Annotated in this window: 18 protein-coding genes; 4 read left to right on the top strand and 14 right to left on the bottom strand. The window is 68.3% G+C overall.

From position 1 onward, the window contains the following. Nucleotides 1-101 precede the first annotated feature (101 nt). Nucleotides 102-2,363, bottom strand: a complete 2,262-nt coding sequence (scpA, locus tag AWC25_RS20630) for a methylmalonyl-CoA mutase (protein ID WP_069401177.1) — start codon at nt 2,361-2,363, stop codon at nt 102-104. A gap of 4 nt (nt 2,364-2,367) precedes the next feature. Continuing rightward, nucleotides 2,368-4,239 (bottom strand): methylmalonyl-CoA mutase small subunit, encoded by a 1,872-nt coding sequence (gene mutA / locus AWC25_RS20635; RefSeq protein ID WP_085167446.1) that lies wholly within the window; start codon nt 4,237-4,239, stop codon nt 2,368-2,370. A 201-nt stretch (nt 4,240-4,440) separates the two neighbouring features. On the opposite strand from mutA, the gene AWC25_RS20640 reads away from it, so the two are divergent. Together AWC25_RS20640 and AWC25_RS20645 are read left to right on the top strand one after the other, a co-directional pair. Next, entirely contained in the window at nt 4,441-5,196 is a 756-nt protein-coding gene (locus tag AWC25_RS20640; protein ID WP_085167411.1) for a TVP38/TMEM64 family protein, read from the top strand. A 50-nt stretch (nt 5,197-5,246) separates the two neighbouring features. Next, on the top strand, nt 5,247-6,239 hold the full coding sequence (locus tag AWC25_RS20645) for a S1 family peptidase (protein WP_085167413.1): 993 nt from the start codon (nt 5,247-5,249) through the stop codon (nt 6,237-6,239). Between the two features lies 1 nt (nt 6,240). Here AWC25_RS20645 and AWC25_RS20650 read toward each other — a convergent pair whose 3' ends face one another. From AWC25_RS20650 to AWC25_RS20660, 3 genes are read right to left on the bottom strand one after another with little or no spacing between them, the layout of a single operon-like run. Then, nucleotides 6,241-6,600, bottom strand: a complete 360-nt coding sequence (locus AWC25_RS20650; protein WP_085167416.1) for a DoxX family protein — start codon at nt 6,598-6,600, stop codon at nt 6,241-6,243. Between the two features lie 18 nt (nt 6,601-6,618). Then, complete coding sequence (locus AWC25_RS20655) at nt 6,619-7,761, bottom strand: SPFH domain-containing protein (protein WP_069401182.1); 1,143 nt, start codon at nt 7,759-7,761, stop codon at nt 6,619-6,621. Nucleotides 7,762-7,809: 48 nt separating this feature from the next. Further along, complete coding sequence (locus tag AWC25_RS20660; RefSeq protein ID WP_069401183.1) at nt 7,810-8,238, bottom strand: NfeD family protein; 429 nt, start codon at nt 8,236-8,238, stop codon at nt 7,810-7,812. A 56-nt stretch (nt 8,239-8,294) separates the two neighbouring features. On the opposite strand from AWC25_RS20660, the gene AWC25_RS20665 reads away from it, so the two are divergent. After that, nucleotides 8,295-9,233, top strand: a complete 939-nt coding sequence (locus tag AWC25_RS20665) for a hypothetical protein (RefSeq protein WP_085167418.1) — start codon at nt 8,295-8,297, stop codon at nt 9,231-9,233. On the opposite strand, the gene AWC25_RS20670 is transcribed toward AWC25_RS20665, so the two are convergent. The 4 genes from AWC25_RS20670 to AWC25_RS20685 form a co-directional block, all read right to left on the bottom strand. Then, nucleotides 9,230-10,267 carry a ferrochelatase gene (locus AWC25_RS20670; protein ID WP_069401185.1) on the bottom strand — a complete coding sequence of 346 codons (1,038 nt, stop codon included), beginning with the start codon at nt 10,265-10,267 and terminating at the stop codon, nt 9,230-9,232. The two genes, AWC25_RS20665 and AWC25_RS20670, sit on opposite strands and share 4 nt — an antisense overlap. A gap of 6 nt (nt 10,268-10,273) precedes the next feature. Beyond that, nucleotides 10,274-11,083, bottom strand: a complete 810-nt coding sequence (gene inhA, locus AWC25_RS20675) for an NADH-dependent enoyl-ACP reductase InhA (RefSeq protein ID WP_085167420.1) — start codon at nt 11,081-11,083, stop codon at nt 10,274-10,276. Nucleotides 11,084-11,102: 19 nt separating this feature from the next. Then, nucleotides 11,103-11,858, bottom strand: a complete 756-nt coding sequence (gene fabG1 / locus AWC25_RS20680; protein ID WP_069401187.1) for a 3-oxoacyl-ACP reductase FabG1 — start codon at nt 11,856-11,858, stop codon at nt 11,103-11,105. Nucleotides 11,859-11,926: 68 nt separating this feature from the next. Continuing rightward, the gene (locus tag AWC25_RS20685; RefSeq protein ID WP_244899569.1) at nt 11,927-12,709 is read right to left on the bottom strand and encodes an alpha/beta hydrolase; all 783 of its coding nucleotides are present in this window, start codon (nt 12,707-12,709) and stop codon (nt 11,927-11,929) included. Between the two features lie 155 nt (nt 12,710-12,864). Between AWC25_RS20685 and AWC25_RS20690 the strand changes: the two genes are divergently transcribed. Then, entirely contained in the window at nt 12,865-13,707 is an 843-nt protein-coding gene (locus tag AWC25_RS20690) for a type IV toxin-antitoxin system AbiEi family antitoxin (protein ID WP_069401188.1), read from the top strand. Between the two features lie 64 nt (nt 13,708-13,771). Here the strand turns inward: AWC25_RS20690 and AWC25_RS20695 are convergent, their stop codons facing one another. The 5 genes from AWC25_RS20695 to ripA form a co-directional block, all read right to left on the bottom strand. Then, entirely contained in the window at nt 13,772-14,779 is a 1,008-nt protein-coding gene (locus AWC25_RS20695; RefSeq protein WP_069401189.1) for a VWA domain-containing protein, read from the bottom strand. Continuing rightward, the gene (locus tag AWC25_RS20700; RefSeq protein WP_069401190.1) at nt 14,776-15,738 is read right to left on the bottom strand and encodes a DUF58 domain-containing protein; all 963 of its coding nucleotides are present in this window, start codon (nt 15,736-15,738) and stop codon (nt 14,776-14,778) included. Before AWC25_RS20700 ends, AWC25_RS20695 begins: the two co-directional genes overlap by 4 nt. Then, nucleotides 15,735-16,862 (bottom strand): chaperone MoxR1, encoded by a 1,128-nt coding sequence (moxR1, locus tag AWC25_RS20705; RefSeq protein ID WP_069401191.1) that lies wholly within the window; start codon nt 16,860-16,862, stop codon nt 15,735-15,737. Before moxR1 ends, AWC25_RS20700 begins: the two co-directional genes overlap by 4 nt. Before the next feature lie 116 nt (nt 16,863-16,978). Further along, entirely contained in the window at nt 16,979-17,710 is a 732-nt protein-coding gene (ripB, locus tag AWC25_RS20710) for an NlpC/P60 family peptidoglycan endopeptidase RipB (protein ID WP_069401192.1), read from the bottom strand. Nucleotides 17,711-17,719: 9 nt separating this feature from the next. Then, nucleotides 17,720-19,138: an NlpC/P60 family peptidoglycan endopeptidase RipA gene (ripA, locus tag AWC25_RS20715; protein ID WP_085167422.1), complete on the bottom strand. Its 1,419-nt coding sequence runs from the start codon at nt 19,136-19,138 to the stop codon at nt 17,720-17,722. Nucleotides 19,139-19,588: the final 450 nt, after the last annotated feature.

Genomic DNA, 19,588 nt, shown 5'->3' on the forward strand with positions numbered 1-19,588 from the left:
CCGTTGTGCCCGCCTTCGAGCGACAAATCGCGCGTGGGCGGGCAGCTGTCGCCGCCATCGGATCCGAGTTGTCGCTCGAAGGCGGGCACTAGAGGTGTCATTTAACCGAGGTCGTAGCCCAACCGCTCGGCGAGCTTGTTCAGCAAGCCGATAGCGGCCTCGGCGATCACGGTGCCGGGCGGGAAGATAGCGGCGGCACCCGCGGCGTAAAGCTCGTCGAAGTCGCCAGGCGGAATGACGCCGCCCACCACGATCATGATGTCGGGCCTGCCCACCTCGGCCAGCGCGTCGCGCAGCGCCGGCACCAGGGTCAGGTGCCCGGCCGCCAGCGAGGAGACCCCCACCACGTGCACGTCGTTGTCGGCGGCCTGGCGCGCCACCTCCTCAGGGGTGGAGAACAGCGAGCCGACGTCGACGTCGAATCCGATGTCGGCGAACGCCGTTGCGATCACCTTCTGGCCTCGGTCGTGGCCGTCCTGGCCCATCTTGGCCACCAGAATCCTGGGCCGGCGGCCATCGGCTTCGGCGAACTTCTCGACGAGTTCGGTGGCGTCAGACAAGGACGTCATGTTTCCGCCTCCCGATGCTTCGTCGCGATAGACGCCGGCGATCGTGCGAATTTCCGCCTGGTGACGGCCGTACACTCGCTCCAGCGCATCCGAGATCTCCCCGACGGTGGCCTTGGCGCGGGCGGCGTTGATGGCCAAGGCCAGCAGGTTGTTGCCCAGCCCGTCTTCTCCGGCGCGGCCGTGCGCGGCGGCCGCGCGAGAAAGCTCCGCCAACGCGGTCTCGACGGCGTGCGAATCCCGGCTTGCCCGAAGCTCTTTGAGCTTGGCCAACTGCTCGGCGCGCACCCGGCTGTTGTCGACCTTGAGGACCTCGACCTCCTGGTCCTCTTCGACCTGGTACTTGTTGACCCCGACGACCGGCTGGATGCCGGAGTCGATCCGCGCCTGGGTGCGCGCGGCCGCCTCCTCGATACGCAGTTTGGGGATGCCGTCATCGATGGCCTGGGCCATGCCGCCGTGCTCGACGACCTCGGCAATGTGGGCGCGGGCCCGCTGCGCAAGCTGATGGGTCAGCCACTCGACGTAATACGAACCGCCCCACGGGTCGATCGGCCGCGTGGTGCCCGACTCCTGTTGCAACACCAGCTGTGTGTTGCGGGCGATGCGCGCGGAGAAGTCGGTGGGCAGTGCCAGCGCCTCGTCGAGTGCGTTGGTGTGCAGCGACTGGGTGTGCCCCTGCGTGGCTGCCATCGCCTCGATGCAGGTGCGGGCAACGTTGTTGAAGGCGTCCTGCGCGGTCAGCGACCAGCCCGAGGTCTGCGAATGTGTACGCAGCGACCGCGATTTCGCGCTCTTCGGGTTGAACTGACTGACCAGTTCGCTCCACAACAACCGCCCCGCCCGCAGCTTGGCGACCTCCATGAAAAAGTTCATCCCGATGCCCCAGAAGAACGACAGCCGGGGCGCGAAGGAGTCGATGTCCAGGTCGGCGTCCAGGCCCGCCTTGATGTAGTCGACACCGTCGGCGAGCGTGTAAGCCAACTCCAAATCCGCTGTGGCCCCGGCCTCTTGGATGTGATACCCGGAGATCGAGATGGAGTTGAACTTCGGCATCTTGGCGCTGGTGTAGCCGAAGATGTCGGAGATGATCCGCATCGACGGCTTGGGCGGATAGATGTAGGTGTTGCGCACCATGAACTCTTTGAGGATGTCGTTCTGGATGGTGCCGGCCAGCTTCTCCGGTGGTACTCCCTGCTCCTCGGCGGCCACCACGTACAGCGCCAAGATCGGCAGCACCGCGCCGTTCATCGTCATAGACACCGACACCGACGACAGGTCGATGCCGTCGAAGAGCTGCCGCATGTCCAAGATGGAATCGATTGCCACGCCGGCCATTCCGACATCGCCCTGAACGCGGGGATGGTCGGAGTCGTAGCCGCGGTGGGTGGCCAGGTCGAAGGCCACCGACAGCCCCTTCTGGCCCGCGGCCAGGTTGCGACGGTAGAACGCGTTGGACTCCGCGGCGGTGGAGAACCCGGCGTACTGGCGGATGGTCCAGGGCTGGTTGACATACATCGTCGGGTACGGGCCCCGCACGAACGGCGGCTCGCCGGGGAAGCTGTGCAGCGGAAAGCCGTCGGCCTCGACCGCGGCCCGGTCCGCGGCGATGTACACCGGTTTCACGGCGATGTCCTCGGGCGTATGCCAGACCAGCTGATCCGGCGAGTACCAGTGCGCCGCCGCGGCGGCGGCGACATACTTGTCCACGTCGGCCACGGTCGGCGCCCGACCCGCGCGGTCGCCGTGCAGCGGCACGTCGGCGAAGCTGCCGATAACCGGAGTAGACGTCGTCATCGTGTCATGCCCCCAACCGAGTGAGCAGATCCGAAAGCGCTTGGATCGCATTGATTTTGGCCGTCAGGTAGGCGTCGGGCCGGTGCTGCGGCGCAACGTCGGCGACCGCCTTTTCCGGTCCGGCCAAATACACTTGCGACACCCCCGCGGCGCGCGCGGCGGCGACGATTCCGGCCACTTCGGTGCCGTAGCGCCGGTCGGTGCCGCAGATCACCGCCGCGGCGGGCGAGCCGGCCTGCGACACCGCGGCCGCGACACCGTCGGCATCGACAGTCCCTGGATTGACCGCCTCGATGCCGCCGGAGGCCAGCAGGTTCGCCGCGAACGTGGCGCGGATGTTGTGCTCGGCCAGCGGGCCCAGCGGCAACAGCAGCGTGGTCGGCCGCGCACCCGTACGCGCCAGGAAGGCGTCCGAACGATCACGCAGCGCCTCGAACCCCGCGGCGTAGCGCTGCAAGTTCCCGACGTCCGGTTGGCCGATCGAATCACTGTGCGGCAGTGCGGGTTCGGCGAGGTTGGGAAATTCGTTGACGCCGGTGATCGCGGTGCGACGGTGCGCGATGTCGTCGGCGCGGCGCGCCGCGACCTCGGCGATCTGCCCGGCCAGGTAGTGGCGCGCGTCGGCGAAGCCGCCGCGCGCCTCGATAACCTGGAAGTGCTCCCAGGCCTGCTTAGCCAGCTGCGCAGTCAGATCTTCGACGTACCAGGAACCGCCCGCCGGGTCCAGAACCCGGCCGACGTGCGACTCCTCCAGCAGCAGCAGCTGCGTGTTGCGGGCGATGCGTCGCGCGAAACTCCTTGCGGTGCCCGGGAAACCGCCCGGGATCGCGATGTCGAACGGGAACACCAGCACGCTGTCGGCGCCGCCGACGCCGGCCCCGAAGGCGGCGAGCGTGCAGCGCAGCATGTTCACCCAGGGGTCGCGCTGGGTCATCATCGGCAACGACGTCTGCGCATGCACGATCGCCCGACCGGTGTCCGGCTCGCCGACGACCTCGCCGACACGCGCCCACAGTTGACGCACCGCACGCATCTTGGCGATCGTCATGAACTGGTCGTCATCGGCGGCCAACCGGAAACTGATCTGACCCAGCGCCTGGCCGACCGGCAGCCCGGATTCGGTCAGCACCCGCAGGTAGGCCACCGCCGCCGCGACGCTGCCGGCCAGCTCCCAAGACGCGTTGGCCCCCAGGTTGTGCAACGCCGGTCCGTTTACCGTGATGGCCCGCACGCCGCGCTCTCCGGCCGCACGCGAGGCGACCGCGACGACGTCGTCGATCGCCGGGGCGCCGCGCCCACTCAGCGCGGCGGTCAGCGGGTCGGCACCCAGGTCGACCGACAAGGTCGCGCGCTGGTCGGGCTCGACGGCGGCCACCAGGGCGAGCACCGCGGCACTGGCCGCGGCGTAGTCGGCGCCGGCGTCGACGATGAGCGGCGCCATGCTCAGGTAAACCCCCGCCAGCAGCGCCTCGAGCTCGTCGGGCGCGACACCGCCGTCGCCGACCCGGATGAGCAGCGCGGAGACGCCCTCGCCCAGGGCGCCGAGTATCGCGGCGTTGGCTTCGGCGGCCCCGGTTGCGGCGCTCGGAAAGATCTCGACGACCTTCCAGCCGGACTTGACGTCGCGGAACGGGTCCCCGCCGCGCAGGTAGGGCCACTCCCCGGGCAGCGCCGGCTCGGGCAACTCGTCGAAGGCGGTGTAGAGCGGACGGACGGCGAAGCCGTCGTAGGTCGGGATGTCCAGCAGATGTTCGGGCTCTTGCCCCAACTCGGCGGGTTCCTTGCGGGTGCTCTTGGCAAGCACACCGGCAACCGCGGTGCGCCAGCGCTCGCGAACCTGTTCCAGGCCGGCGAGCTCGGGTACATCAATGGACACCGACTGCTCCTGTTTTCGCAGCTGTGGCAACGTTGTTTGAGGTTGCTCGGGATATGCGACTCGCTAATCAGGCTAATTGATTGACCCCGCCGCTAAAAAACCGCTCGGCGCCGCGATCGGGCCGCGCACGGGGCCGGTGGGCGGCGAAACGCCAGGCTCGGGATACGGGTTATTCATGTGCGGCCCGTAACGTGGCATGCCGTGACGGGTCCCGCCACCCCCAAAACCGCCGGCACGCTGCGCACTCTGGCGCGCGCGCTGGGAATGACCGCGCGCGGGCTGTCGCGGCCCCGCGCCCTGGCCGCAGTGGTTGGGATCACAGTCCTGATCGCGGTGGCGCTGTGGGTTCCGCTGCCCAGCGCGGTGCAGCTGCGCGACTGGGCCGAATCGGTCGGCCCGTGGTTCCCGCTGGCGTTCCTGGTTGCGCACATCCTGGTCACCGTCTTCCCGATCCCGCGCACCGCGTTCACCCTGGCCGCGGGTCTGCTGTTCGGGCCGGCCCTGGGCGTGCTGATCGCCGTGGCGGCCAGCACGGCCAGCGCGGTGCTGGCGCTGATCCTCGTCCGTGCCGCCGGGTGGCGGCTCAACCGGCTGGTGCGCTACCGGGCCATTCACCGCGCCGACGAGCGACTGCGCGAGCGGGGCTGGGTGTCGGTGCTGTCGTTGCGGCTGATTCCTGTCCTGCCGTTTTCGGTGGTCAACTACGCCGCCGCCGCGTCGGCGGTGGCCCTGGCCCCGTACACGCTGGCCACGCTGGCCGGGCTGCTGCCGGGCACCGCCGCGGTGGTGTTCCTCGGCGACGCGCTGGCCGGGCACCCCAGCCCCCTGCTCTTTGTGTTCTCGTTGTGCACCAGCGCCCTGGGACTGACGGGTCTGTTCCGGGAGGTCCGTCACTACCGTCGGCAGCACCCGTCGCGGCCCGACGACCCGGCCGCCGAGCCGGCCGTCGTCAGCTAACTCCCAACGCACGGTTGAGTGCGTCGGGAGTTGCCTGAAAGATCTACTCAATGGAGAGGCTTTACGCCCAGCAGTTGGCGAGTTTCAGCGTGCAGCCGTCGCGCACCGGCCTGCTGATGCTGCTGCTGGGCGCGTTCGCCTCGGTGGCCGTCGCGGTGCTGTCGTTCGTGCTCGACCGCATCAAGCTGCATCGCGTTCCGGGCGGGGCGGTGCTGGCCGCCCGCGCCGCGATCCCCTACACACCGGCACCCCGGCCCCGGGCCCATGCCTCGAAGTTGACGATCGCGGCCGCAGTCGTCGCCGCGATCTGCATCGTGGCCATCTGGCTGATGCCCAAGAACATCGGCTATGTGTCCGATCCCATCCCGGTACCCGACCCGACGCCCATCGCGCTGCCCGCGGCCGGTGCGGCGGGGCCGGGCAGCGGCATCTACGTCGAATACGGCGACGGCTCCGGCGGAATGGGTTGTACCGCAGGGTTTTTGGTGCACACCAGCACGGGCGCGGCGGGCATCTTGACCGCCGGGCACTGCAACCGGCCCGGCACGCCGAGCAAGGTGTGGATGAACCTCGGCGGCATCCTCCCCTACGCAACGATCGGCACGTTCGTCAAGACCGTCAGCGAAGGGGTGCACAGCGAACAGCACGACATCGGCCTGATCGTGCTCAGCGACCATGTTCCACAAAGTTCGGCCGTCGCTGCCACGCTGCCGATCACCGGGGTCACCGGCGATCTGGCGATCGGCCAGCAGTTGTGCAAGTTCGGCATGAGCAGCGGCGAGGCCGAATGCGGACAGATCCTCGACGTCACCGAAAGCAAGGTTACGTTCGCTGCGGGCGGCCAATGCGGCGATTCGGGCGGCCCGGTCTATCTGATGCGCGGCGACGGCACCGCCACCGCCGTCGGCATCGACATCCGCGGCAGCAACCCCGCCAGTCCCAATGCGGGCTGCCTGGCGCCCGCGAAGTATTCCGTGGCCGAGCTCGTGCAGCCCTGGCTGGACCGGTGGCAGCTGACGGCCGTGACCGCGCCACCGCACTGACCTACCGGGTGCGGGCGGGCCCCTTGACCGTCATCGCGGCGAACAGCGCCAAGAACACCGCGGCCGGCAAGCCGTTGACGACCTTGTCCCGTACCCGCACGTGCGCGCCCGCCGCCAACACGAAGTACAGCGTCAGCATTGCCGTCGTCAGCCTCGCCAGAGCGGGGAAGCGGCCGACCGACGCCAGGCCGACCGCCGCGGCGGCCTTCACCACCGGGAACACCGGCCGGATGTTCTCCGGGACGCCCACGTCGTCCAGCGTCTTTTTGACCGGAGCCACCTGCATACCGCACGCCACCGCGTCGACGGCGTGGAACGCCGCGAGGGCCGCATAGGTTTTCGGCGAAGTCAAAACGCTCATCCAGCAATCCTAGTGCCGCTACCGGGTCAATTCCGGCGGCGCTCCCGGCCGGCCGTCGACCGGCTGGCGCGCTATCGCCTCCGCCTTGGCCACCGCCTGCGCGATCGCCGGATCGCTTTCGGTGGAGAACCAGTCGGCGACGTCGGCGTCGTCGTCGGCGCTGTGCTTGGGGGCGTCGTCGACGGGCGATGGCTGGAACCGGAACACTCCGTCCTCGCCCGGCGTGCCCAGCAGCTTGGTGAAGCCCTGTAACGCCGCGCCGAAGTCGCTGGGCACCACCCAGACCTTGTTGGCGTCACCACGCGCCATCTCCGGCAGCGTCTGCAGGTACTGGTAGGCCAGCATTTCCGGAGTGGGCCGGCCCGCCTTGATCGCCGCGAACGTCTTCTCGATGGCCTTGGCCTGTCCTTGCGCCTGCAGGTAGGCCGCGGCCCGTTCCCCCTGCGCGCGCAGCATCCGGGACTGGCGGTCGGCCTCGGCGGCCAGGATCGCGGCCTGCTTGGCCCCCTCGGCGGCCAGGATCTGTGCTTGCTTGGCGCCCTCGGCCTGCTTGATCGCGGCCTCCCGGGTGCCCTCGGCGGTCAGGATCATCGCCCGCTTCTCCCGGTCGGCTTTCATCTGCTTTTCCATCGATGCCTGGATCGACGGCGGCGGGTCGATGCTGCGCAGCTCCACCCGGGCCACCCGAAGCCCCCAGCGCCCGGTGGCCTCGTCCAACACGCCGCGCAGCTGCGCGTTGATCTGATCGCGGGAAGTCAGGGTCTGCTCGAGGGTCATGCCGCCGACGACGTTGCGCAGCGTGGTCGTGGTGAGCTGCTCGACGCCAACGATGTAGTTGCTGATCTCGTACACGGCCGCCTGCGGAACGGTGACCTGGAAGTAGACGACGGTGTCGATGTTGAGCGTGAGGTTGTCCTCGGTGATCACCGGCTGCGGCGGAAACGACACCACCCGCTCACGCAAATCCACCCGCGCGCGGACGCGGTCGATGAAGGGCACCAACAACGTCAACTGGCCGCTGACGGTGCGGCTGTACCGACCCAGCCGCTCGATCACCGCGGCCTCGGCCTGCGGGATCAACGCCACCGATTTGGCCACCACGATGATCGCAAAGATCACCAGGACGGCCAGCAACACCAAACCCGCAACCGCACCTTCCACCGGAGTTCCTTTCTCTCGCAGCGTGTTCGCAGCGCTTGTGGCCGACGGTCAATGTTTCAAGACGACCGCCGTGGCACCGTCGATGTGCACGACGGTGACCGATTCCCCCGGTTCGTAGACATCGTCATCGTTGAACGGTCGCGCCGTCCACACCTGGCCGTCAAGCTTGACCTGGCCTTCGTCGCGGGCGACCCGGCCCAGCACCAGGGCCTTCTTGCCCTCCAGCGCCTCGACTCCGGTCGGCAACGACTTCGGCGTGACCCGCTGCCGCAACGCCGGCCGGACCAGCACCACCAGCAGGACCGACACCACGAGGAACACCGCGCCGTCGGCCAGGATCGGCCAATCGGTGAGCCAGGCCGTCCCGGCCGCGGCCAGCGCGCCGCCCCCCAGCATCAGCAAAAACATGTCGCCAGTGAGCGCTTCGGCACCGGCCAGGGCCAGTGCGAAGATTAGCCAACCCAGCGCGATCGCCATGCCGTCAGAATACGCGCGATCCGCCTTTGCCGGACCAAACAACTACACTGCGCATCATGTGGTGTCCCAGTGTTTCGCTGTCCCTGTGGGCTAACGCCTGGCTCGCGGGCAAGGCCGCGCCCGACGACGTGTTGGACGCGTTATCTCTTTGGGCGCCAAAGCAATCCGTCACCGCGTATGATGCGGTCGCCGCCGGTCACACCGGGCTGCCATGGCCCGATGTGCATGACGCCGGGACGGTCACGCTGTTGCAGACACTGCGCGGTGCCGTCGGCCGGTCGACGTGCCCGGGTTCCGCCGGCACCCCGGCGCCCGCGCGGGGAACGATCAATGTGGTGTTGCCGGTGCCCGGCGACGTGCGCGGCCTGGCTCCCGGCACCCAGTTCGAGCGTGACGCGCTGGCGGCCGGTGAGGCTGTGATCGTCACCAACGCCGACGATCCCGCCGCCGCCGTCGGCCTGGTCCCCGAGTTCTCCTACGCCGATTGCGACGACGACGACGAGGGCGGTGCACCGGAGCTGTGCGCGCTGGGGTGGACGGTGTACTCGCTACCCGGCGCGCCGGTGTTGGACCATCACGAGCTCGGCGATGCCGAATACTCGCTGCGGTCGGCCGTGCGTTCGGCGGCCGACGCACTGGGCGCCATCGGGCTGGGAGCGGCCAGCGCCGTCGACGACCCGCGAGGTTTGGTCGAGCAGCTGCTGGAATCCGCACGGCAACACCGGGTTCCCGACCACGCACCGCGGCGGGCACTGCGGGTGCTGGAGAATGCCGCGCACGTCGACGCGATCATCGCGGTCAGCGCCGGGCTTACCCGGTCCGACTCATCCGAGCGGTTCACCGCGCCGGTCGCGGCCGGGCTGGAACCCCTCGGCACGCAATCCGCATCCGAGGCGCGCATCGCCGGCGATGCGCTGCGACCGTTGACCGGGGTGGTGCGGTCGGCGCGGATAGCCGCGGTCAACGCGATTCTGCACTCGGCCTGGGCCGACTAACTGCGCTGTCCCGCAACGCAATGCGGCGGGCGGCAGCCCTGTCCGTCGACGCTGGCGAGGCAGCCGGGTACCGGGTCGGGACCGCTCACCCGCTCGGGTGCGCGGCCATACCGTAACTCGTCGATCAAGTCCACGGCCAACTGCGCGAATCGCGGGTGCGCGTTGGGCGTTGCGGCCCGCACCAGCGTCATGCCGGCCGTCTCCGCCTGCGCTCGCAGCTCTTCGTCGAGATCCCACACCACCTCGATGTGGTCGGCCACGAAGCCGACCGGGCACACGATCACGGCCTTGGTGCCCGCTTCGGCCAGGGCGGCCACCTGGTCTTCGACCTCGGGTTCCAGCCACGGCACCTGGGGTGGCCCCGACCGCGACTGCCAGGACAGGTCGTACTCGGTGTATCCGGCCGCGGTCGCGACCAGCCAAGCGGCGTAGGCAACCTGGCGGCTGTATAACCGCGGGCCCATCCGTTCGTCGGCGGCCACCGGAATCGAATGGGCCGTGAAAAGCAGTCGGGCGCCGGCTTGTTGCTCGGGCGTCAACGCGCCGGCGGCCGCGCGGATGGCGTCGGCGAAAATCTGCACGAACCGCGGATGGTCGAAATAGGGCCGCAGCTTGACCAATTGGGGCGCATCGGGTCCGGCGGCCTGGCGGGCGCGGGCAATGTCTTCGACGTACTGCGTGCAGCTGGAATAGCCGCTCCACGCCGAGGTGGTGAACACCGCCGCACGGCGAATGCCGTTGTCGCGCATGGCCGTCACCGTGTCCTCGACGTACGGTTCCCAGTTGCGGTTGCCGAAATACACCGGCAGGTCCAGGCTCCGGTTGGCAAGCTCGTGTTCCAGCTGGGCGATCAGTGCCCGGTTGATGCCGTTGATCGGCGAGACGCCGCCGAAGTACATATAGTGCTCGGCGACATGGTCGAGCCGTTCCGGCGGCACATCGCGCCCACGGGTGACATTCTCCAGGAACGGCCGTACCTGTTCGGGGCCCTCTGGCCCGCCGAAGGACAGCAGCAGGACGGCGTCGAATTCCATTGCTGTCTACAGCAATTGGGTGCTGGCGCCGCCGTCGGCGTAGATGATGGTGCCGGTGGTCGCCGGCAGCCAGTCGGACAGCAGCGCGCACACCGTCTTGGCCACCGGGGTGGGATCCTTCATGTTCCACCCGATCGGGGCCCGCTGGTCCCAGCCTTCCTCCAGCAGCTGCATCTGGGCGCCGGCCTCTTCGCCCAGCGCACCACCGACGATCGCGCTCATTGCGAGCGTCCGGATCGGCCCGGCGGCAACCAGATTGGAGCGCACGCCGGCCTTGCCGGCCTCACGTGCCACGAATCGGTTGACCGACTCCAGCGCGCTCTTGGCGACCGTCATCCAGTTGTAGGCCGGCATCGCCCGGGACGGGTCGAAATCCATGCCGACGATGGAGCCGCCGGGATTCATGATCGGCAGCAGCGCCTTGGCCAGCGAGGCATACGAATATGCCGAGATGTGAATGCCTTTGGAGACGTCTTCGTACGGCGCGTCGAAGAACGGGTTGATTCCCATGCCGGTCTGCGGCATGAAGCCGATCGAGTGCACCACGCCGTCCAGCTTGTTGCCCGCACCGATCTCGGCGGTTACCCGCTCGGCCAGGGTGTCCAGGTGTTGCTCGTTTTGCACGTCGAGTTCGATCAGCGGGGCCTCCTCGGGCAGCCGGTCGGCGATGCGCTGGATCAGCCGCAACCGGTCGAATCCGGTCAGCACCAGCTGCGCACCGGCTTCCTGGGCGACCTTCGCAATGTGAAACGCGATCGAGGAGTCGGTGATGATCCCGGTGATCAGGATCCGTTTACCGTCGAGCAGTCCTGACATGTGAAAGTCCTTTTCTCTCTTAATGACCCATGCCCATGCCGCCGTCGACGGGGATGACCGCGCCGGCGATGTAGCTCGCATCCTCCGACGCCAGGAAGCTGACCACCCCGGCCACCTCCTCGGCCGTGCCCACCCGCTTGGCCGGGATGAATTCCAGTGCACCCGCTTGGATCCGCTCGTCGAGCGCGCGGGTCATCTCGGTGTCGATGTAGCCGGGGGCAACCACGTTGGCGGTCACCCCGGCCTTGGACAGCTCGCGGGAGATCGAGCGGGCCATGCCGATCAGGCCGGCCTTGGCGGCGGCGTAGTTGGCCTGGTTGCCGATGCCCCACATGCCCGATACCGACCCGATGAAGATGATCCGGCCGAACCGCTTGCGCTGCATGCTGCGCGACGCCCGCTGGGCCACCCGGAACGCGCCGGTGAGGTTGGCGTTGATGACCTCGGTGAACCGTTCCTCGGTCATCCGGATCAAAAAGGCGTCCTTGGAGATGCCGGCGTTGGAGACCAGCACCTCGACCGGGCCTTGGTGTTCTTCGACCTCCTTGAACGCGCGGTCGACGGCGTCGCTATCGGTGACGTCACACACGACGCCGAAGAGGCCGTCGGGTGCCCCGGATCCGCGGTGGGTGACGGCGACCTTGTGGCCGTCGGCGGCCAGCCGCTGCGCGATCGCCAATCCGATGCCCCGGTTTCCGCCGGTGACCAGGACTGAACGCGATACGAAGGGGGGTTTACCGCCGGTCGCGGCGAGCTCGGTGGCTGTGTCAGTCACCCGGTCAACTTATCGCCTTGCCTTGACGACGCCGAAATCACCCGCCGGTTGCACCGCAAACCTGCGTCCTACAGCCCGCGCTGGATCAACCAGGACAGGATGCATTCGGCGACCACCGGCCAGCGGGGTTCGAGCATCATCTCGTGCCCGATCCTCGAGATGATGCTGGGCTCGGTGCGGTAGTACGCCGCCGTGGCAACGACGTCGCGGGGCGGATACATCACGTCGTCCTGTCCGCCGACCACCAGCACGGGAGCACCGATCCGAGCTCTGCGCAGCAGCGCCGCCGGCCCCATGTCGACCAGCAGCGCCCGGGTGCTTTCGGGTTGCATCCGGTCGACCGCCGCCGCGATCGCCGTCTCCGGCATGTCCTCGCCGAAAAACAGCTCGCGGGCTCCCCTCGTCGAGCGCCCGCACAGGTCGGACACGCGGCCGGTGAGGCTGAATTTCGTGGCGCGGCCCGGGTGCCGGCGGAGCATCCGCAGCAGCGTGCGCACGTGGCCGCGCGGCGGGGCCGACGCCAGCAGCACCGCTGCCGGGGCGGTGTTGCTGACCAGATACTTCTGCACCACGAAACCGCCCATCGAATGCCCCACCAGAATCGGGCGCGGGGTCAGCGTGTCGACGACCGATGCCAGGTCATCGACGTAGTCGGATATCGAGCACAGCCGCAGCGGCTTGTTCGTGACGCTGTCGCCGTGCCCGCGCAGACTCGGGGCTAGGACGCGGAATCCCCGTTCTGCGAAGAAGTCCAGGATGTGTTCGTCCCAGCACCATCCGCCCTGAAAGGCGCCATGGACGAACACCAGCGGGTGCGGGTGCGCCTCGGTGGGCTGACCCTTCGCAATCACTGCGAGCAATCGACACTCCTCACGCACGACAAACGCGGCCACGCTTCACTATTCGGCAGCGGCTCCGCCCACGACTTGCTCGCCCGCGCAGGACTCTTGCCCGTCCGCGCCCGATGTCCAGTGGTCGTGTCGGTGGCGCTCGGCACACTTCCGGCATGGTCGAGCCGTTTCTGGGCAGCGAGGCCCGGGCCGCGGGCACGCTGACGCACTATCAGTTGCGGAGCCGCTACGTCGCGCTGCACAAAGACGTCTATATCTCGCGCGATGTCGAGTTGACCGCGCGATTACGCGCCAAAGCGCTGTGGCTTCGCTCCCGCCGCCGCGGCATTCTGGCCGGTTACTCGGCTTCGGCGCTGCACGGCGCCAAATGGGTCGGCGCGAGTCTGCCCGCCACCGTCATCGACACGAACGCGCGCCGCGAACCCGGTATCCAGGTCTGGGAGGACCGCATCGAGGCCGACGAGGTCTGCATCGTCGACGGCATGCGGGTGACCTCTCCGGAGCGAACGGCGCTCGACCTCGCCAGCCGTCTCCCCCAGGACGTCGCCGTCGCCGCGGTCGACGCTCTCGTTCAGGCAACCCAGCTCAAACTGGCCGACGTCGAGCAACTGGCGGAGCGCTACCGCGGCCGCCGTGGCATGAAGGCCGCCAGGGCCACTCTGGACCTCGTCGACGGTGGGGCGCAGTCGCCGAAGGAGACCTGGCTGCGCCTGCTGTTGATCCGCGCCGGATTCCCGCGCCCGCAGACACAGATTGCGGTCCGCAACGAATTTGGTTGGGCCGAAGCATTTTTGGACATGGGTTGGGAGGAGATCAAGGTCGCGGCCGAATATGACGGCGGACATCACGCCACCAGCCGTTACCACTACCGCAAGGACATCCGCCGGCACGAGAAGCTGTCGAATAAGTACGGATGGATCGTGGTCCGCGTCGTTGCGGAAGACCACCCCAACGACGTGATCCAGCGGGTACGGGAAGCGCGGGCCTCGCGAACCTAACCGGGTGGCGAAATTCACGACGGAAAGTCGCACTCCGGTTAGGTTCGCGGGGAAAGGGAATTGGTCAGTTCGGCAGGCGACGGTTGATCAGCAGGGCCGCCAGGGCGGCCAGCGCCAGCACCAGCGCCCCCAGCCGCAGCCAGCCCACGCTGGCATCGCCCTTGATGGTCTCGTACCCGATCTGCTGCTGCAAGGAGGCGTAGACGGCCTTTAGCTCCGCCAAAGTGGCTGCGTTGTAAGAGTTTCCGCCGGAGAGTTGGGCGACTTTCTTCAGCGTCTCGTCGTCGACCGGCACCGGCTGGCGCTGGTCGTTGATCTCCACGAAGCCGTAGGGGGTGCCGAACGAGATCGTCGAGATCGGCACGCCCTGATCCTTGGCGGTCCGCGCGGCGGTGAACGCGCCCTTCGGGTTGTCGGGGTTGGTCGGCATCGTCTCCTTGCCGTCGGAGAACAACACGATGCGCGCCGGCGGCGGCTTGTCGCCGCCGCCGATGACCGCTCCGACCGTGGCGATGGCCTGCAGCGCGGTGAAGATGCCCTCCCCGGTGGCGGTGCGGTCGGCGAATTGCAGCTTGTCCAGGGCGACCTTGGTCGCATCGCGGTTGGTCGTCGGCGACACCAGCACGGTCGCGGTCCCCGCGTAGGCGATCAGGCCCAGGTTGATGCCCGGGGTGAGCTCGTCGGCGAACTGCTTGGCCGCCTCTTGCGCGGCGGCCATCCGGTTGGGTTCGACGTCGGTGGCCCGCATCGACTGCGACACGTCGATCACCAGCATCACCACCGCCCGGTTGCGCGGGATCCGCACATCGTTGGTGGGGCCCGCCATCGCGACGGTGAGCAACACCAGCGAGGCCACCAAGAGCATGGCCGGCACGTGCCGCCATTTGGCGGGCCGTTTGGGGGCCACGCTTTCCAGCAGCTCCATGTTGGCGAACCGCAGCATCCGCCGTTGGCGGGCCAGCTGCATCACCACATAGAGCACGACCAGCCCGGCGACGACGAGCAGGAACAGGAACCACCACGCGTGAGCGAACCCGGACAGCGACATTGCGCCGAGCAGAGGCACCGTCACTGGCGCCCCGCCAAGGCCCCGCGCCGTCGGGACTCCACGAAGCGGACGATGTCGGCGATCCAGTCGCGGTCGGTGCGCAGCGTCAAAACCGGTGCGTCGCAACCGCGAATCGTGCGGGCCACGTCGGCGCGGTGCGCCGCCGCCGCCTTGGCGAAGTCGTCACGGAGTTGCGCGTCGACGGTGAACTCGCGGGTCAAGCCGGTCTCGGCGTCCTGCAGCACAACGTCCCCGACGTCGGGCAGTTCGATGTCCCGGGGGTCGAGCACCTCGATGGCCAGCACCTCGTGCCGGGCCGCGATCGCGCGCAGCGGACGCATCCAGTTGATCGGCCCCAGGAAGTCGCTGATGATCACCGCCATGCCGCGGCGGCGCTCCGGCCGGCGCAACGCGTCGATGGCGACCGCCAGGTCGCCACGCACCCCCACCGGCGCCTTGGGCATCGTCGCGATGGTGCGCAACAGCGTCTGTTCGTGCTGACGCCCGGACCTGGCCGGCACCCGAACCGTGGTGGCGCCGTTGGTGATCAGCGCACCGAGCCGGTTACCGCCGCCGCTGTTGAGAAACGTGATCGCCGCGGCGGCGGCCACCGCCAGGTCGCGCTTTTCGCAGACCGTGGTGCCGAAGTCCAGGCTGGCCGACATGTCGACCACCATCCACGTCTCCAGCTCGCGGTCGGCGATCATCTGCCGCACGTGCGGGTGGGTGGTGCGCGCGGTGACCGCCCAGTCCATCCGGCGCACGTCGTCGCCGGGCTGGTATTCGCGCGACTCCCCCGGCTCCGAACCGGGCCCGGGAATCAGGCCAAGGTGATCGCCGTGCAGCACGCCGTCCAGCTTGCGCCGGACGGTGAGCTCGAGGGTGCGCAGCGCCGCCGACAATTTCGGGTCGTCGATCTGTCCGCGCTGAAACGACGGCGGATGCAGCGCCGCGGGCTTGGCGGCGGGTTTTGCGTAAGTCACCGACTGCCGGCCGCACCCGCAGCCTGCATCACCGACGGTACCGAATGCCCTTGCTGCGGAACGGCATTCACTTGCGGAAGGGCGACGGTCTGCAGGACTCGGTTGATCACGATCTCCGGCGAGATCTCGTCGGCGAGCGCGTCGTAGGTGAGCACCAACCGGTGCCGCAGCACGTCAGGGATGACCTCCACGATGTCTTGCGGGATCACATAGTCGCGGCCGCGCACCAACGCCAGCGATCGCGACGCGGCGATGATGCCCAGCGAGGCGCGCGGGGACGCACCGAAGGAGATCCAGGTCTTGACGTCGTTCATGCCCAACTGCTCGGGGTGCCGGGTGGCGGTGACCACGCGCACCACGTAGTCGACCAGCGCGTGGTGCACGAAATTGTTGGCCGCGATGTCTTGCAGTCGCAGCAGGTCGCCGGTCTCGAGAATCTGTTTGGGCTGCGGGGGTTTGACACCCATCCGGTAGATGATCTCGCGCTCTTCCTCCGGCGAGGGGTAGCCGACGTTGATCTTGAACAGGAAGCGGTCGCGCTGGGCCTCCGGCAGCTGGTAGACACCCTCGTGCTCGATGGGGTTTTGCGTCGCCATCACCAGGAACGGGTTGGGCAGCGGGAACCGCTTGCCGCCGATCGACACCTGACGTTCGGCCATGACCTCCAGCAGCGCCGACTGCACCTTGGCGGGCGCGCGGTTGATCTCGTCGGCGAGCAGGAAGTTGACCACCACGGGTCCCAGCTCGGTGTCGAACTCCTCCTTGCCCTGCCGGTAGATGCGGGTACCGATGATGTCGGTGGGCACCAGGTCCGGCGTGAACTGGATGCGCGCGAAGGTCCCGCCCACCACCTTGGCGAACGTCTCGACGGCCAGCGTCTTGGCGACACCCGGCACACCCTCGAGCAGCACATGCCCCTTGGACAGCAGCCCGACCAGCATCCGCTCGACGAGTTGGTCCTGGCCGACGATGATTCGCTTGACCTCGAAGATGGCCCGCTCCAGGGTGTGCACCTCGGCAGCCAATCCGTCGGGGCCCCCGGGCGGCGCCGCATGGGCTCCGGGCCCCGACTGCCCACCCGGGTAACCGCTGGCCCCCTGGGGTGGCCCACCTGCTGCTGTCATCACATCCCTTTCTCGGTCCCGCCGACAAAGCTTCGCCGTGCCCTGGTCCAACTATTCCAGGCCGCTGGGAATCCGTCGACGCCACGCGGCGCGGGGAGCAAATCAGCGCCCCCGGGTCAGTACTCGATGATCCTAGTCAGGTACGGCGTCATGCCGGGCTTGCGCACGGGGCTCACGGTCACCTTGCCCGCGCTGCCGGAGGCTTCCAGCATCTGCCCGTTGCCCAGGTACATGGTGACGTGTTGGCCGCCGCCCGGGCCGTAGAAGATCAGATCGCCGCGGCGCGCCTCGTTGGGCGGGATGTGGCGACCGGCGTTGTACTGGTCACCGGAGAACCGCGGGATCAGCACGCCGACGCCGGCGAATCCGTACCGCATCAGGCCCGAGCAGTCAAAGCCGGTGATGTTGGCGCCGTCGCCGACGCCCTTGCTCGGGCCGTCCAGCGAGCCGCCGCCCCACGAGTACGGAACACCCATCTGGGAGCCCATCCGCTTGATCACGTACTCGATGGCCTGCCGGCCGTAGACCCGCGGGATCTTGCCGCCGGGGTTGGTGGGAGTGGCCGCGGCGGGGGCGGGATCGCCGAGGATGTTGATCCCCAGGCCACCGAGGAATTGCCGGCCCAGGTCCATCGTGGTCTGGGTGGCCTGGGCGGTGGCCTGCAGCGAGGCGTTCGCCACGGCCAGCGGGTCGCCGGGGGCGCCGGCACTGATGGTCGCCGGCAGCGTGGGGTCCCACGCGGGATCGGCGTTGGCCACGGGAGCCGGGGCGGCGACAGACAACATCAGCCCGGCCACCACGGCGGTGAGCCAGGCCAAGTTGATCATGCGAAAACGCTTGTGCCGCATAGCTCCTCGTTAATATTCGATGTAGCGAACCACGTACGGTGTCATGCCGCTGGTACGCACCGGCGCAACGCGGACCTTCAGTCCGATGTCGGGCGCCTCGAGCATCTGGCCTTGACCGAGATAGATGGTCACGTGCTGGCTGCCGCCCGGGCCGTAGAAGATGACGTCGCCGCGGCGCATCTGGGAAGACGGGATCTTGCGGCCCAGGTTGTACTGCGAGCCGGAGTAGTGCGGCAGCTTGATACCGACCCCGGCGAACGAGTACAGGACCAGACCCGAACAGTCGAAGCCGGTGATCCCGGCGCCGGAGTCGATTCCCTTGCTGGGCCCGGCCGCGTTGCCGCCACCCCAGGAGTAGGGCACGCCGACCTGCGAGAGGCCGCGGCGGATCACGTATTCGGAGGCCTGCCGGCCGTAGACCCGGGGGATGCGGCCACCCGGCGAGGCGTTGGTGATGCCGGTGTCGTCGGGCCGCAGGATGCCGAGCTGCTGCAGGAAGCCCTTGCCCATCTGGGCGGTGACCTGCGTGGAGGTGGCCGAGATTCCCAGCACCTGGTTGATCACCGCGACCGGGTCACCCGGGACGTTGGCACTGGGCACCATCGGCAGGGTGGGGTCCCACCCGTCCCACCGGCGCCCACCCGAGATGGACGGCCCGGCCGGGGCTCCCGGATCCCAGCGATCGCCGGTCGTCGGCCCGCCGCCCTCCGACCAATGCGCCGACGCCAGCTGCGCCTGCTGGAGTTTGGCTTGGGCCTCGTCCCGCTCGGCGGCCAGCCGGGCGATCTGGTCGCGCTGCTCGTCGAACTTGCGCTTCGACTCGGTGAGCGCGGCGACGGCCGCGTCCTGGCTGGCTTTCGCGTCGGCGGCGGCCGTTTCGGCCTTCTGCTTGGCCAACCGCGCCGCGGACTCCCTATTAACCTGCTCGGTCCGCGCCCGCTGCAGGTTGTCCATCACCGTCTGCGTGCTCGCTGTCAGGGTCCGCGAGGCGGACTCGGTGGCGATGATGTCCTCGGGGCTTCGCGCGGTCAGGTAGCTGCCCGACGGACCGTTCATGTACATCGCCGCGGCGAAGGTATTGAAACGGCGTTGCGCGGCGGCGATGGCCGCGTTGGCGTCCTTGACCGACTGCTGGCTGACCTCCAGGTCGTGCTGGGCGGACGCGAGGTTGTCACGCGAGGACTCCACGTCGACCAGCGCCTTGTTGACGGCCTCCTGCTCACCCTGAATCTCGGCGCTCAGATCTTCCAGGCGCTGGTTGGCCTTCGCGACGTTGGCGATCAGCGCGCCGAGGCTGTCGGCGTTCGGATCACTGTGCGCCAGACCGGGGGTGGTGACGAGCAGGGCCACACTCAAGGCCGAGGGAATGAGCGGACGGATCAGCCTGCGGAACGGTCGCGAAGCGGAGCCGCGGCGTGTAGGTCTCATTCGACTTGGCTCCCCTTGGGCTCAACGCGGACGGCGGCGCCAGCCCCATTTTTCTCTACAGGCGCCATACACAACACAAGCATCATTTGCACCGTACGTCACAGTGGTGCGCGGGGAAATGCTCGTCACAAATCGCAACCCACTACGTGCGTTTAATGTGACCGAACGGTTATCTGTCCGGTTTGCCGTGCGCTGTCACGCAATTCACTCGGCGACCGCCGATGTGACGGATTCGGATGCTAGGTGTTGCGGGTCATGAGGTTGTAGACGCCGACACGGGTTGAGGTGTTCGGGGGACGGGTTCTTCGGCGGCAGGATGAGAAATCGCCAAACCCCTCGTCCTGACTACCGAAGGAACCCGTCCGTGACCCACGGTAATGCCCCGTTGTCCGTTGAAGGCCGTCGTCGACTCGTGGCCCGTTGCGCTGATCGTCCGATCGCTCACGTGGC

Origin of the sequence: Mycobacterium sherrisii, from assembly GCF_002102355.1 — a bacterium.
Classification (GTDB): Bacteria; Actinomycetota; Actinomycetes; order Mycobacteriales; family Mycobacteriaceae; genus Mycobacterium; species Mycobacterium sherrisii.